We start from the raw sequence: 13,818 nt of genomic DNA on the forward strand, positions 1-13,818 counted from the left end.
GGTCAGGCGTTGGAATAACGTTCGGTTTCCGGCATCCAGCGTTCAATTAACGCTGCCGCCTGTTCGGGGTAGCGTTCATGAATGTGGCGGGCCAGGCGTTGAACTTCGGGGATCATCGCCTGATCGCGCAACAAATCCGCCACTTTGAATTCAGCATTCCCCGTCTGCCGCGTGCCCAAAAGTTCTCCCGGGCCACGTATCTCAAGGTCTTTTTGCGCAATAACAAAACCGTCGTTGCTGTCGCGCAGCACCTGCAAACGCATCTGAGCAGTTTTCGAGAGCGGTGCTTTGTAGAGCAGTACGCAGTGGGACGCCACCGCACCACGGCCAACACGTCCGCGCAGCTGGTGGAGTTGGGCAAGCCCCAGGCGCTCCGGGTTTTCGATGATCATCAGGCTGGAATTCGGGACGTCCACGCCGACCTCGATCACCGTGGTGGCGATCAGCAGATGTAAATCACCCTGTTTAAACGACTGCATCACCGCCTGCTTTTCGGCGGGCTTCATACGTCCGTGAACCAGACCCACCTTCAACTCTGGCAGTGCCAGTTTCAGTTCTTCCCACGTCGCTTCTGCAGCCTGCGCCTCCAGCAGTTCAGACTCCTCAATTAACGTGCAGACCCAGTACGCCTGACGCCCTTCGTGAGTGCAGGCATTGCGCACGCGGTCGATGATATCGCTGCGACGCGTGTCAGGAATGGCGACCGTGGTGACCGGGGTACGGCCCGGCGGCAGTTCGTCGATGGTGGAGGTATCCAGATCGGCGTAGGCGGTCATTGCCAGGGTGCGGGGGATCGGCGTCGCGGTCATGATCAGCTGATGCGGGTGGAAACCCTGCTGCAAACCTTTCTCCCACAGCGCCAGACGCTGATGCACACCAAAGCGGTGCTGCTCGTCGATAATCACCAGCGCCAGGCCGTTAAACTGAACCTGTTCCTGGAAGATGGCATGTGTGCCAACAATCATTTGTACCTGACCGCTGGCAATTGCGTCCTGTTGTGCAAGGCGAGCTTTGCCTTTTTGCTTCCCGGCAAGCCAGCCCACTTCAATGCCCAGCGGCGCAAACCAGGCGCGGAAATTGTTGGCGTGTTGTTCGGCCAGCAGTTCCGTCGGTGCCATCAGCGCCACCTGTTTGCCGTGGGCAATGGCGCGCAGGGCGGCCAGGGCGGCAACCAGCGTTTTTCCGGAGCCTACATCACCCTGCACCAGGCGCATCATCGGTACATCAAGCGCCATATCGCGTTCGATCTCGGCGGTGACCCGCGCCTGTGCACCGGTGGGTTTAAACGGCAGCGAGGCCAGCAGCTTATCTTTGAGCTCATCATGCGGGCTTAAGGGCTGGGCATGGAAACGTTGCGCACCCGCACGAAGCGCCAGCATGCTCAGGTTATGTGCCAGTAATTCCTCAAGGATAAGACGCCGTTGAGCGGGGTGTTTACCACTTTCTAAATCGCTGAGCTGGAGCGATGGTGGTGGACGGTGAAGAGTACGCAGCGCCTCGGGCAGACTCATCATGCCCTGCGCCAGCTCTGGCGGCAGCAGCTCGGTGATGGCGCAGGTATCCAGCAGCTCCAGGGCCTGATCGGTGAGCTTACGCAGCGTCGCTTGCTTGATGCCTTCGGTAGTTGGGTAAACCGGGGTGAGTGTTTCCTGCAGCTCCGGTGTGCTGAGATCGCCCTGTACGCGGTATTCCGGGTGGATCATCTCTGCGCCGTATTTTCCGCGTTTGGCTTCGCCATAGGCCAGCACTCTGCGACCTGTCGCCAGGCTGTTTTTCATTGCCGCGCTGAAGTTGAAAAAGCGCATGGTGAGAATACCGGTGCCGTCGCTGATCTGACAGGTCATCATCCGGCGTCCACCAAAGGTGATATTGCAGTTCAGGACTTCGCCTTCAACGGTGGCATAAATGGCAGGCAGCAAATCGCCAATTTTGTACAGCTGGGTGCGGTCTTCGTAACGCAGAGGGAGGTGGAGCAGGAGATCCTGCACGGTGTGCAGGCCGATTTTAGCCAGCTTATTGCTTTGCGCCGCGCCCACGCCCGTCAGGCTATTGAGCGGGATGGCATCCAGCAGGCGGCCTTTCATCGGTTACCCGGCGTACTGCATAGTGGCCCACCACTCGGCATCGGCTTCAATTTCGCCCTGCGCGTTGACGTGGGGGTAAGGCAATTTTTTCTGCTTCGCAACGCGAGCCAGCACCGGATAACCACCTTCGAACAGCAGGCGCTGCTGTTCATCTTCCGGCAGCATACTGTTGCTGCGTTTGTACATTCCTGCATTCTGACGCTGGCGCTGCGCTTCATAAAGAATAAGCGCGGAGGCCACAGAAACATTGAGGGACTGAACCATACCGATCATCGGAATGATAATGTCCTGATCCGCCAGATCCAGTGCTTCCTGGGTGATCCCGGTTTTCTCCTGACCCATCAAAATACAGGTCGGACGGGTGTAGTCGATCTCGCGGAAATCTACGGCTTTAGCGGACAGGTTAGTGGCAAGTACCTGCATACCGCGCCCTTTCAGGTGGGTTACGGCTTCGCCTATGCTCTGGTGGTGTTTGACAGAAACCCAGCTGTTACTGCCTGCAGCGGCAGATACCATGGTTCGCATGCGGGAGCCCGGCCAGACAGCGTGCACTTCATGCACGCCGACGGCGTCTGCAGTACGGACAATGGCAGAAACGTTATGGGGCTTATGAACCTGCTCCATGCAGACCGTCAGGTCTGGTTGACGCCTGGCGAGCATCTCACAGATACGTGCATAACGTTGTGCATTCATAAAACTAGTTTCTGTTTCGGGTGACTTTAATCACGTCCGGCATGACGCGGATCTTGCGCATAATGTTCGCCAGATGCACGCGGTCGCGGGCGGTCAGACGAATAAAGGCGCTGTATACGCGGCCATCTTTTTCTTCCGTATTCAGACTCTGAATGTTGGAAGAGGCCGTGTTGATCGCTGCCGTCAGGTTCGCCAGGGCACCCTGGTGGTTGAACATATCCACCTTAATTTCGGTGATAAATTCCTGTGCGGTCTCTTTATCCCACTCGACCGCCATAAACTTCTCGGCTTCTTTCTGGTAGCCGCGAATGTTACGACAGGATTCGTGGTGGATAACCAGCCCTTTGCCCGGGCTGACGTGCGCAATAATCGGGTCGCCAGGGATTGGACGGCAACATTTTGCGAAAGTGATAAGCACGCCGTCTGCGCCTTTGATAGGCAAATGACCGTGGCTTTGCGTAGCGGGCTGCGCAACGGAGGCATCCCCCTGTTGCAGATTTTTCGCTACCACTACACTCATGGCGTTTCCGAGGCCGATCTCTGCCAGCAGGTCATCAAGCGAGGCGAGTTTCATGCGCTCCAGCTCACGCTGAATGTTCTCTTGCGGGATCTCAGCCAGCTTACGGCTGCCGCCCAACGCGTGGTTGAGCAGACGACGTCCCAGACTGACCGAATCATCGCGCTTGAGGTTTTTCAGTAACTGACGGATTTTGGCGCGTGCTTTAGAACTCACGACAAAGTTCAGCCAGGCCGCGTTCGGACGTGCGCCCGGTGCGGTAATAATTTCCACCGTCTGGCCACTGGAGAGCGGCTGAGACAGCGGGTAAGGCTGTCTGTCGACGCGTGCACCCACGCAGGCGTGCCCGATATCGGTATGCACGGCGTAAGCGAAGTCGACCGGTGTTGCCCCAGCAGGCAGTTCGACAATGCGACCCTCTGGGGTGAAAACGTAAATCTCATCCGGGAAGAGATCGGATTTAACGCTCTCGATAAATTCAAACGAGCTGCCCGCACTCTGCTGAAGTTCCAGCAGGCTCTGCATCCAGCGTTGTGCGCGGATTTGTGCGGTGGTGCTGCTTTCACCGCCGTGCTCTTTATACGCCCAGTGTGCGGCCACACCCATTTCTGCCATCTGGTCCATATCTTCGGTGCGGATCTGCACTTCGACAGGCACGCCGTGCGGACCAATCATTGAGGTATGCAAAGATTGATAGCCGTTCGCTTTTGGAATGGCGATGTAATCTTTCATGCGCCCCGGGCGCGGTTTGTAGAGGCTGTGCATCTGCCCCAGCACGCGATAGCAGGTATCGGAGTCGTGGACGATCACGCGGAACGCGTAGATATCCATGATCGAGTGAAAACGCTGCTCTTTGAGCACCATTTTGCAGTAGATGGAGTACAAATGTTTTTCACGACCGCTGACGCGGCACGGAATTCCCGCTTCCTGTAAACGCCCTTCAATTTCCGAGAGGATCTTTTGAATCATCTCTTTACGGTTACCGCGTGCGGCTTTCACCACCTCTTTAATCACACGATAGCGGTTCGGGTACAACGCTTCAAAACCCAGCTCTTCCAGCTCGGTTTTAATGTGATGGATACCTAAACGATGCGCCAGTGGACTGTAGATTTCGAGGGTTTCACGGGCAATGCGGCGACGTTTATCCGGGCGAAGTGAGCCCAGCGTGCGCATGTTGTGGGTACGGTCAGCGAGTTTGATGAGAATGACGCGGATATCCTGCACCATCGCCATAATCATCTTGCGGAAGTTTTCGGCTTGCGCCTCTTTCTTGTCGCGGAAATTCAGCTTATCAAGCTTAGAGACCCCTTCCACCAGTTCGGCAACGCTTTTGCCAAACAGCTGTTCCATGTCCTGGTAAGTGGCAGGGGTATCTTCAATCACGTCGTGCAGCAGAGCGGCCATCAGTGTTTCGTAGTCGAGTTTCATCTCGGCCAGAATACAGGCTACCGCTACCGGGTGCGTGATATAGGGTTCACCGCTTGAACGTGTCTGGCCCTCGTGAGCGTCACGTGCAACGAGATACGCCTGCTGAAGACGCTTAATCTGGTCTTCAGGCAGGTAGGTTTGAATCAGTTGATTCAGGCTTTCAAACAGATACAAGGGCGACCCGCAGGTTTAATTAACGACGACCTTCAGCAATAGCGGTTACGGCCTGCAGTTCTGCGGCTTCCTGCTCTTGCTGCTCCTGGCGCTCGCGCACGTCGAGGATCTGGTTGTTAATCAGACCTTCTTCGATTTCGCGAAGTGCAATAACGGTAGTTTTATCGTTTTCTTCCGGTACCAGCGGATCTTTACCGCCTACCTGCATCTGACGAGCGCGACGCGCGGCGACCAGCACCAGGTCAAAACGGTTACCAATTTTCTCTACAGCGTCCTGAACAGTTACGCGTGCCATACTTAAAATGCTCCACAGGTGAAGAAATGACTGGGCATGATACTGAAAGTGGGTTCAGTCTGCCAACAGTTTGGTGATTAATGCGTCATGTCGCTGCTTCTGGCGGCTCATACGCAGACGTTCTGCGCGAAGAATGGTTTTGAGATCGCTCAGCGCGGCATCAAAATCATCATTCACAATAAGGTAATCATATTCCGCGTAATGGCTCATTTCTGCAACTGCCTGTTCCATACGCTTTGCGATCACTTCTTCGCTGTCCTGGCCACGACCGCGCAGGCGGCGATCCAGCTCATCTTTCGATGGCGGTAAAATAAAGATGCTGCGTGAGTCAGGCATCTTCTTGCGAATCTGCTGTGCGCCCTGCCAGTCGATATCCAGGAATACATTTACGCCAGTTGCCAGAACCTGCTCAATGGTTTCACGCGAGGTGCCGTAATAGTTACCGAACACTTCTGCGTGTTCAAGAAACGCGTCTCTGCCAATCATCGCTCTGAATTCGTCGTGATTCACAAAGAAATAGTGTTCACCGTGCACTTCACCCGGACGCGGCGCTCGCGTGGTGTGAGAAACAGAAACCTGTGTGTCGTACAACGGTTGGGTTTTTAACAGTGCCTGAATAAGGCTGGATTTACCCGCGCCACTAGGGGCAGAAACAATATAAAGCGTGCCTTGAGCCATGAGAGTCTTTTGTATGTGTTAGCGAAGAAGTCCTACATACGGGCTTATTATACACGTCGCCGCTCTGTGACGTAGTCTTTGTCACACTTTTTCCCCTCGAATATTGAATTTTGCGTGCCGTTTTCAGGTTTTATCTGTGGTTTTCAGCAACCAAAAGAAATATCGGACAGCGTCTCGCATTGTGAAACGTTGACGTTAGCGTTGTTTCAGGCATCCGGGTATACCTCCTGCAACACAAAGGAGGAGTGGCGATGTGGCAATGGATAAGCGGGTTAATGCTGTTGTGGTGTGGTTATGGGGTTGCTGTGTGTCCGGTGTGGTCGCAGGCAAAAGCAGACAAAGAAATTGCGTCCTTAAGTGCGCAAATCAAACGCTGGGATGATGCCTACTGGAAACAGGGCGTTAGCGAGGTCAATGATGAGGTGTACGACCAGCTTAGCGGCCGGTTAAAACAGTGGCAGCACTGTTTTGGCAGTGAATCACTGGATGCCGCCATTCCTGCCCTGACGGGAAATATCAAACATCCTGTCGCCCATACCGGGGTCCATAAAGTGGCCAGTAAAGAGGCGCTTCGCACGTGGATGCATGCCCGGCACAATCTCTGGATGCAGCCAAAAGTCGACGGCGTGGCGGTGACGCTGGTCTATCGTGACGGAAAGTTAATTCAGGCCATCAGTCGTGGTAATGGCCTTAAAGGTGAGGACTGGACTGCACAAGTACGTTTGATCCCGTCAGTCCCTCAAGACGTGTCGGGTGCGCTGGCAAACAGTGTCCTGCAAGGGGAGCTTTTTTGGTTGCGCGAAAACCACATTCAACGACAGATGGGGGGAGTGAATGCACGCGCAAAAGTGGCGGGTGCGATGATGCGGCAAAAGGACAACGCGCTTCTGAAACAGACAGGGATATTTATCTGGGCCTGGCCGGATGGACCCAACGATATGCAAAGCATGTTGTCTGAACTTACCAGTGCAGGGTTTCCTCTGACGGCGCGCTATACCTTGCCAGTTGAGACTGTAGAAGGCGTCGAGAAACAGCGTTCAACGTGGCAAAACACGGCATTACCCTTTGCCACGGATGGCATTGTGGTGCGATCCGCAGATTCTCCCCAGGGTGAAAACTGGTTGCCCGGGGAAGGTAACTGGGTTGTCGCGTGGAAATATTCCCCTGCAACACAGGTAACAGAGGTCAGTGATATCCGTTTTACCGTTGGGCGAACGGGCAAAATTTCCGTTGTAGCAGCGCTGGAACCGGTGCAACTGGATGATAAACAGGTGCAGCGAGTGAGCCTGGGATCGGTCGGTCGTTGGCAGAGGCTGGATATTGCCCCGGGCGATCAGATACAGGTTAGCCTGGCCGGTCAGGGTATCCCCCGGTTTGATAAGGTGGTCTGGCGAGGAACGGATCGACAAAAACCACTCCCTCCGCCCTCGCGTTATCATTCAATGAGCTGTTTTTATGCTTCACCGGAGTGTATGGAACAATTCTTTGCGCGGTTGACGTGGCTCAGTTCAAAGCAGGTATTCAACATTGAAGGTTTAGGAGAATCAGGATGGCGGGCACTCTGGCAAGCACATCATTTTGAACATCTCTTCTCATGGCTGTTATTAACTCAGTCGCAGCTGCAGTCTACGCCGGGGTTTTCCGCTGCGCGTGGGTTAGCGCTCTGGCATCGCTTTAATCTGGTGCGTGAGCAACCTTTTATTCGCTGGCTTATGGCGTTGGGTGTGCCGCTGACACAGGCCTCGCTGAAGGCGATGGGGGACATGTCCTGGCAGAAGATGAGCGCGCGTAATGAAAAGGACTGGCAGTCCTTGCCGGGGACGGGAGAGGAGAAAGCGCGGCAAATCGTTAACTGGATGCACGCGCCTCAGGTAGATGTGCTGGCAAAGTGGCTAGCGGAGCAGCACATCAAGGGATTTTGACATCAATGAGCGCTGTGTTTGTAGTGAAAAACAGGCAGTCCAAGCTTCAGCCGCAGCGCCAGCATGCGTGCTGTAAAGCCGAACAGCAGCGTGGAGATGACCACCACATCATGGTTCGACACGTAATGTTGCAGGGCGATATACAGCACTGCTGCTGCGAAGGATATGCCGGCATACAGCTCTTTTTGAAAGACCAGAGGAATGCGTTTGCAGAACATATCGCGCAGTACACCTCCGAATACGCCCGTGATCACCGCGGCAATGGTGGCAATAACAGGCCCTTCACCCATATCGAGCGCGATTTGTGCTCCGATGATCGAAAAGACGATCAGCCCCAGTGCATCAAGCACCAGAAACAAGCGGCGCAGATGAGGCATAACGGGGGCAACAATGGTGGTTAATACTGCGGCCGTCGCCACGATAACCACGTACTCAGGGTGTTTAACCCAACCGAGTGGGTAATGACCAAGCAGGATATCGCGTACAGAACCGCCGCCCAATGCGGTAGCAGTGGCGATAATGATCACACCGAAGGTGTCCATCCGGCGACGTCCGGCGGCGAGTGCGCCAGTCATGGCCTCTGCGGTGATACCAATAATATAGAGAATGTGAAGCAACATATAACCTCCGGAGTGAACGTAGGGAGGTTAGCGATTTGTGCGCAAGATCACGATTGAGATTTTCTAAGGCGATTCAGTTTGACTTAGGAAATTTTATCAAGCTTTACCGTAAATGGCTTATGAATGGTGGTGTGATGAGAAATCCCGGCACGTAACGGATTAGAAATAATAATGGATGGCGCCATCCGACGCCATCCGGAAGGTGTTACTCGATTGGATCTGTTTGTTGAGTACTGTCATGTAACCATTGCTATCACTGGTTTTTATATAATCTATTTTTGTTTTGGGTACACCCTTGTGTACACCATAATGTGAGGCGCTTGCCATAACCGGTTGTTTTTTGTTCTCTGAACCTTCGGTATTAATTTACTTTCCAGAAATGTACCCCTGCCGCTTGTGTCTTCTTGCATGGGGAAAAGCTAAACGGATTTTCCCTGCTTTAACTAATGGGACAAGTTGCTTTTCTCGCAAGTTTTGAGGCGTCCTCTCCATCAGCTTCGAAATGACACTTAGTGGCATGTAATGACCGTTGCAAAGCGTCAAGATCATTTCATCCATCACTTCGTTTGAAAGCCTTTTTTTCTTTCTTGCTAATGCGGAAGCGTCCTCCAACTGCTGTCTAAGGATGGGGGAGAGGCAATCAAGATTGTCTACATAGGGATATGGAAGTTTTGACGTTATGAATCGACCAAAGGCATCTCGTTCATGCTCGCTACCTATTTCCAGTTCGTTATCCGTGATCAAATCATCGTTATCCGTGATCAAATTACCTCTATCCGTGATGATTTGCCCATCAATTAGTATTGAGTTATCTGTTGATAACGGATTTACACCAAACACTTCTTCTGGGGAAGGAAGGTCTTGCCCAGGCAGTGTGTATGATTTGTTTCTCTTCTCTCCGTGTGAGACCAATAGACCACTACTGACAAGGCGAGGAAGGGCTAGCGTTACTTCACGTGAATGGAGACTAGTAAGTTGGCAGGCGCGTTCATGATCGATCCACTTTTCGACAGCGGCAGTGATAACTATGCTGCGTTCAAGTTCATTCAGGTGATCAACTTTGTCTCCAAATTTTGCATGAAGAAGGTTGGCAATTTCCTCTGACACAAGATTACCAATTGATAGCTCAAGCAGCGTTTGCTCAGGTTCTGTTTTTTCATATAGCCGTGGGATGCGCCAGTTGGCCCATTTCCAGCCGCTAAAAATCTTAGGGATTCCTGAACCTGAACGTTCGCCAGCGCCGATAATCAAAAACATTTGATGCATAAGGCGGTTGCGGCAGTCACTTTCATACCCTTTGATTGCTTGTTCTGGTGGCACCCGCATTAGGCCAGGGTTGCGAAATCCAAACAAATCCGGTCGCTTCACGATCATGATTGAGATGCGTCCGGAATAGTCCGCATGCACTAAAGTATTTACAAGCGCTTCACGCAAAGCCGTATGGATCTGAGTGTCATCTTGTCTAATACCTTCTTTAAGCTCGAAGGGGACTTTCAGATCTGCAATTAGCTTTCGGTACGTTCGTCTGTAGAAGTCAAAAACATTGCCTGACCATGTTCCGTCCGGGCACAACCTATCAACCCACCTTCTTTCTGTTCTTGCCTCTGGTCGCTCTTGGTAATCAACGAAATAGTTCGGTGCTACATCTTGTATTGCTTCCCACGTCCCAAACATCAAGATGCCAGCTAGGGTCATGCCCTCCAGCCCAGTTTGTCTATCTTTCCTGTATCCCCCAATGCTGCGTAGGAATGCAAAATTATCTAGTTCCAACGCTGGGTGATTAGGATTTGATGCAGAGAGAAGATTTCGATAGGCATGCAGGCTATCCAAACTTATATCGTTCATATCAAAATGCTGAACAATTCGGTTGTCCCGGCTTTCTTCAACCTGTTCAGCCATCATTCTACGAACTTGCTCTTCCGAGCAACGGTGATCACCATCATGTATTCTGAACCACGTTTCAGTCATAGGTTGGTTATTAAGATACACAGGCTTTTGTTCACGTCTTGCTATCGGAATTTCAATGACAAGCACATTTTTCCCATCCAGGGTTACTGTCTGGACAGAATGATTGGTTAGGAGATTTACACTTACCTTTTTGCTATTGCCGGCGAGGTCGAAAAGCTGTTTTTTAACAGTATTGATGTCTGGTATACCTGCGACCGTAAACTCGCCTTTTCTCTCTCGAATACCCAAAACAACATACCCACCGCGGCAATTGGCCATTGAGCTGTATGTTGGCCAGAAATCATCTGGCAACTTTCCTTGCCCGTCTTTCCCTTGAGCTAATTTGAATTCAAGTTCTGAGGTTTCAGACAAAGTGCGTAGGTCAGTTAGATCAGATATTTGAAACACTGCTCCTCCATGGGAGTTTTGTGGGTATAAACTCGCCACATCTTACCCTGGTTTACCTGATAAAAAAGCGCAAGAAATTACACTGAGGTGCAAAATGGTTATGTAACTGTATGTTTATTCAGTTGTTTGGTATAGGTGGGGGGCATCTGTTACGGTAGCGACAATCCGTTATGATCCGCAATAATCCGTTATCAATCTTCTAATCAGTTATCATTCAGTTGTTATCCGTTATGAACCAGCCAGAGAGCAATCTTCAGTCGCGTTTGCTGGCGCTGGTGGAGCGAATGGAAACAGCAGCGCTGGCTGGAGGTAAGTAGGGAATCCCGCCCACCCCATATAATTAAGCGGTTGTAATCGCTATTGTTGCCGATACTATCCATGAGGGCTTAGATAATGGTCTCATCATCGCTGAACGCCTGAATGAGGCCGGTTATCAGACTAAAGCAGGCAAGGCTCGGGATAAAGACATCTACAGCCCGTGGAAGCGGCAGGGGAGCAATTCAGAAAAGTTAGAAGCGGCCATCGCTAGCAACCTTTAAGTAGAGGCACGCATGGGCAGACAACTAGAACCAACATCTTTGATAGACATGCGTTACATGATGGAAGACTCTGGAATGGGTAAAACATTTCTGTATGCAGAAATCAAAAAAGGCAATCTTCCCCAACCAATGAAGTTCGGCAGAAGCTCGCGCTGGTTGCTAAGCGATTACGAACAATGGAAGCTATCCCATAAAACCCAATAGATTAATCAACGCCGTGGCGCGGGCTTCTTCCACTGGTAGGCCGGTGCTCTCATCATATCCCGGAACTTGGTGCGCCGGACTATATCGGCGTTAACAGTGCGTTCTATTTCCCGCTGATCTGCAGGAGTAAGCTGGTGGCCGTCATGCTCAAGCTTTGCTATAGCCAGCAATCCGATCTCTCGTGGCGTCATCAATTGTCCCCATGCTGGTGGTGCCCGGTATTATATTGTCATCCATGAGATAACTCACGGTTGGCATGGTTACTCTTTTTTGGCCTAGCTGCTTACTGTCATTAACCACTGCTTAAGTGGATACCTCTTTGTTTGCGCCAGCGTTAACAAGCTAGTCCCTAGTGTGCGGCAAGATCTCATCTAGCCTGCAAGCATACTCTGCCAAGTGTGTTGGTGATAAATGCGCATATCTCTTGACCATTTCGAGACTTTCCCAACCGCCCATTTCCTGCAAAACAAATAATGGGACTCCAGCCTGAACCAACCAGCTGGCCCATGTATGCCTCAGATCGTGGAAACGGAAATCTTCAATTCTCGCCCGGGCCAGTGCCAAGCGCCATCCGTTGTTATCATCAACACGCATTCTTCTCACCGATGGGGTCATTTCTCCGTTTGGTTTTGGCTTTGCTTTCGTGTGTACAAAGACCCAGCATGGGTGATTGCCTTTTTGACGCTCAAGAATGCTACAGGCGGTCTTATTTAGAGCTATGCCGATCGCTTTGCCTGTTTTGGAGTTTTCCGCAGTTATCCATGCAACACTTCGTGCTAGATCGACTTGCTTCCATTCCATATTGATGATGTTCGAACGCCTTAGCCCAGTTGCCAACGCAAATTCGACAACTGATTTTAAGGGCTCATTGCAGACTTCGATTAACCTCTGTGCTTCATGTGGTAGCAACCAACGAACGCGGTTGTTTTTAACAGGATACAGGCGGATGTAGGGTACATTTGTAATCCATTTCCACTCAAAAAACGCTTTCCTCAACATGGCCTTAAGAAATGCCAAATGAGTGTTTTTAGTCGCGGTAGCTACTTTGCGGGGGATAAACAATGGAGTGGGTAACTTTGCCAATTTCATGGCCGCAATACTGTTCTTTATGTTTTCTGTATGCCGGCGATTAGTCATATTTTCAATTGCGTTGTAGATTTTATCCTCCGTAATCTCATCAAGCGTTTTACCTGCAAAGCTCTCCATCCAGAAGGCAATCCGGCTCTTATCGTCCCGAAGCGTTTTCTTCTCTGCCTTTTCCTTAATCCATCTTGCGCAAGCATCCTCGAAAGTGGCTATGTGAAAGCCGCCTAAGTTAGCAATCCTCCAGGACTCGTATTTCAGTTTGTCATGGAGTTCTTCCGCTAGCTTTTTATCTGAGGTTTTTAGTGATCTCCTCCTCCTTTTCCCATCAGGAGTCTGATAGTCGCAATACCATATATTTCCTCTTCGAAAGATCGGCATAAGTAACCTCACAGTCATAAAGGTGATGGGGCGGATTAAGGCGACCAGTAAGCCCATGCTTACCACTTAAGAATGTTAACCAGCGCCTATCGTTAGTTAATGCCAATTAACAAAAATACGCTTTCCACAAGTGCGGTTTCATAAGATAGTTATACATATATCTAGTGCCACTTTTTTATAAAAAGTGACCCTATGCATTCTGCCTCATAGTGCCACTTTTAAAAAAAGTGACCCTATGCAGTTTCAACATAGGGTCACTTATTGGCGAAAAGTGACCCTATGTATCATCCATTAAACGTGAGGTTGATTCTCTGCGCTGGTGGTCAGCGTGTAGGGTTACTATTTTTTAGCTCTTGGCCTGGCTGGCTGCTGGCGTTCAACCCAATTATCGACTTCGTGTCGGTTGTAAAGAATAGGGGAGTTCTCCTTGGGTTGGCAGTCCCCTGAGTAGTGCCGATACTCTCGTCCCTCCATCCATGAATGTGTACGTGCTGATTTGATCGCGTTCTTTGTCAGGCCGGTGATGGCCATCAATAACTCTTCAGAAACCCATTTGTTGGGAACTAGTTGGATTATGCTTTTATCTGACATAAATCTGCCTTTAAAATCGACCTATCCCAACTACAGCATATAGAGAAAATTATTTTTGTGGTGTGAGCGTAATCCCGGCTACAGGTACCCCTTAGCTTTGAAAAACGCCATAACCTCCTTATGCCGGTATAGTGTTCCGCCCTTTGGTGGCATGATGTCGTTAACGGGTTCCGGGAATGGCGTACCTTCTCGTTTCCATCGTTGACGCATGCGATAGAAGGTTGTGCGGGAAATGCCGCCAAGCATGTTCTGAA

11 protein-coding genes and 1 pseudogene are annotated in these 13,818 nt (G+C 51.2%); 2 read left to right on the top strand and 10 right to left on the bottom strand.

The window, feature by feature from the left end; genetic code table 11:
- Positions 1-2: 2 nt before the first annotated feature.
- Genes recG through gmk form a run of 5 tightly spaced genes read right to left on the bottom strand, consistent with a single transcriptional unit; the run spans position 3 to position 5,869 of the window.
- On the bottom strand, positions 3-2,084 hold the full coding sequence (recG, locus tag AAHF05_RS00350; RefSeq protein WP_129324350.1) for an ATP-dependent DNA helicase RecG: 2,082 nt from the start codon (positions 2,082-2,084) through the stop codon (positions 3-5).
- A gap of 3 nt (positions 2,085-2,087) precedes the next feature.
- Positions 2,088-2,777 carry a tRNA (guanosine(18)-2'-O)-methyltransferase TrmH gene (gene trmH / locus AAHF05_RS00355; RefSeq protein WP_028017841.1) on the bottom strand — a complete coding sequence of 230 codons (690 nt, stop codon included), beginning with the start codon at positions 2,775-2,777 and terminating at the stop codon, positions 2,088-2,090.
- Between the two features lie 4 nt (positions 2,778-2,781).
- Positions 2,782-4,896: a bifunctional GTP diphosphokinase/guanosine-3',5'-bis pyrophosphate 3'-pyrophosphohydrolase gene (spoT, locus tag AAHF05_RS00360; protein ID WP_028017842.1), complete on the bottom strand. Its 2,115-nt coding sequence runs from the start codon at positions 4,894-4,896 to the stop codon at positions 2,782-2,784.
- Positions 4,897-4,915: 19 nt separating this feature from the next.
- Complete coding sequence (gene rpoZ / locus AAHF05_RS00365) at positions 4,916-5,191, bottom strand: DNA-directed RNA polymerase subunit omega (protein WP_000135058.1); 276 nt, start codon at positions 5,189-5,191, stop codon at positions 4,916-4,918.
- Positions 5,192-5,245: 54 nt separating this feature from the next.
- Positions 5,246-5,869 (bottom strand): guanylate kinase, encoded by a 624-nt coding sequence (gene gmk, locus AAHF05_RS00370; RefSeq protein WP_028017843.1) that lies wholly within the window; start codon positions 5,867-5,869, stop codon positions 5,246-5,248.
- Positions 5,870-6,120: 251 nt separating this feature from the next.
- On the opposite strand from gmk, the gene ligB reads away from it, so the two are divergent.
- Complete coding sequence (gene ligB / locus AAHF05_RS00375; RefSeq protein WP_129324349.1) at positions 6,121-7,791, top strand: NAD-dependent DNA ligase LigB; 1,671 nt, start codon at positions 6,121-6,123, stop codon at positions 7,789-7,791.
- A gap of 2 nt (positions 7,792-7,793) precedes the next feature.
- Here ligB and AAHF05_RS00380 read toward each other — a convergent pair whose 3' ends face one another.
- Both AAHF05_RS00380 and AAHF05_RS00385 read right to left on the bottom strand, forming a co-directional pair.
- Positions 7,794-8,411, bottom strand: a complete 618-nt coding sequence (locus tag AAHF05_RS00380; RefSeq protein WP_129324348.1) for a trimeric intracellular cation channel family protein — start codon at positions 8,409-8,411, stop codon at positions 7,794-7,796.
- 366 nt (positions 8,412-8,777) lie between these two features.
- Entirely contained in the window at positions 8,778-10,766 is a 1,989-nt protein-coding gene (locus tag AAHF05_RS00385) for an RNA-binding domain-containing protein (RefSeq protein WP_061066855.1), read from the bottom strand.
- Between the two features lie 230 nt (positions 10,767-10,996).
- Here AAHF05_RS00385 and AAHF05_RS00390 point away from each other — a divergent pair.
- A pseudogene (locus tag AAHF05_RS00390) lies at positions 10,997-11,305 on the top strand (hypothetical protein); the annotation flags it as partial.
- Between the two features lie 209 nt (positions 11,306-11,514).
- On the opposite strand, the gene AAHF05_RS00395 reads toward AAHF05_RS00390, so the two are convergent.
- The 3 genes from AAHF05_RS00395 to AAHF05_RS00405 all read right to left on the bottom strand — a co-directional run bounded on the left by AAHF05_RS00395 (position 11,515) and on the right by AAHF05_RS00405 (position 13,564).
- The gene (locus tag AAHF05_RS00395) at positions 11,515-11,700 is read right to left on the bottom strand and encodes a hypothetical protein (RefSeq protein ID WP_061066854.1); all 186 of its coding nucleotides are present in this window, start codon (positions 11,698-11,700) and stop codon (positions 11,515-11,517) included.
- Between the two features lie 151 nt (positions 11,701-11,851).
- The gene (locus AAHF05_RS00400; protein ID WP_061068782.1) at positions 11,852-12,973 is read right to left on the bottom strand and encodes a site-specific integrase; all 1,122 of its coding nucleotides are present in this window, start codon (positions 12,971-12,973) and stop codon (positions 11,852-11,854) included.
- A 339-nt stretch (positions 12,974-13,312) separates the two neighbouring features.
- Complete coding sequence (locus tag AAHF05_RS00405; RefSeq protein WP_061066853.1) at positions 13,313-13,564, bottom strand: excisionase family protein; 252 nt, start codon at positions 13,562-13,564, stop codon at positions 13,313-13,315.
- Positions 13,565-13,818: the final 254 nt, after the last annotated feature.

The sequence above is a fragment of the Enterobacter adelaidei genome, from assembly GCF_041937165.1.
GTDB lineage: Bacteria > Pseudomonadota > Gammaproteobacteria > Enterobacterales > Enterobacteriaceae > Enterobacter > Enterobacter adelaidei.

Excerpts from the sequence above, each read along its gene's own strand:
- recG (WP_129324350.1), bottom strand. The coding sequence starts at position 2,084 with ATGAAAGGCCGCCTGCTGGATGCCATCCCGCTCAATAGCCTGACGGGC.
- trmH (WP_028017841.1), bottom strand. The coding sequence starts at position 2,777 with ATGAATGCACAACGTTATGCACGTATCTGTGAGATGCTCGCCAGGCGT.
- rpoZ (WP_000135058.1), bottom strand. The coding sequence starts at position 5,191 with ATGGCACGCGTAACTGTTCAGGACGCTGTAGAGAAAATTGGTAACCGT.
- gmk (WP_028017843.1), bottom strand. The coding sequence starts at position 5,869 with ATGGCTCAAGGCACGCTTTATATTGTTTCTGCCCCTAGTGGCGCGGGT.
- ligB (WP_129324349.1), top strand. The coding sequence starts at position 6,121 with ATGTGGCAATGGATAAGCGGGTTAATGCTGTTGTGGTGTGGTTATGGG.
- AAHF05_RS00380 (WP_129324348.1), bottom strand. The coding sequence starts at position 8,411 with ATGTTGCTTCACATTCTCTATATTATTGGTATCACCGCAGAGGCCATG.
- AAHF05_RS00395 (WP_061066854.1), bottom strand. The coding sequence starts at position 11,700 with ATGACGCCACGAGAGATCGGATTGCTGGCTATAGCAAAGCTTGAGCAT.
- AAHF05_RS00400 (WP_061068782.1), bottom strand. The coding sequence starts at position 12,973 with ATGCCGATCTTTCGAAGAGGAAATATATGGTATTGCGACTATCAGACT.
- AAHF05_RS00405 (WP_061066853.1), bottom strand. The coding sequence starts at position 13,564 with ATGTCAGATAAAAGCATAATCCAACTAGTTCCCAACAAATGGGTTTCT.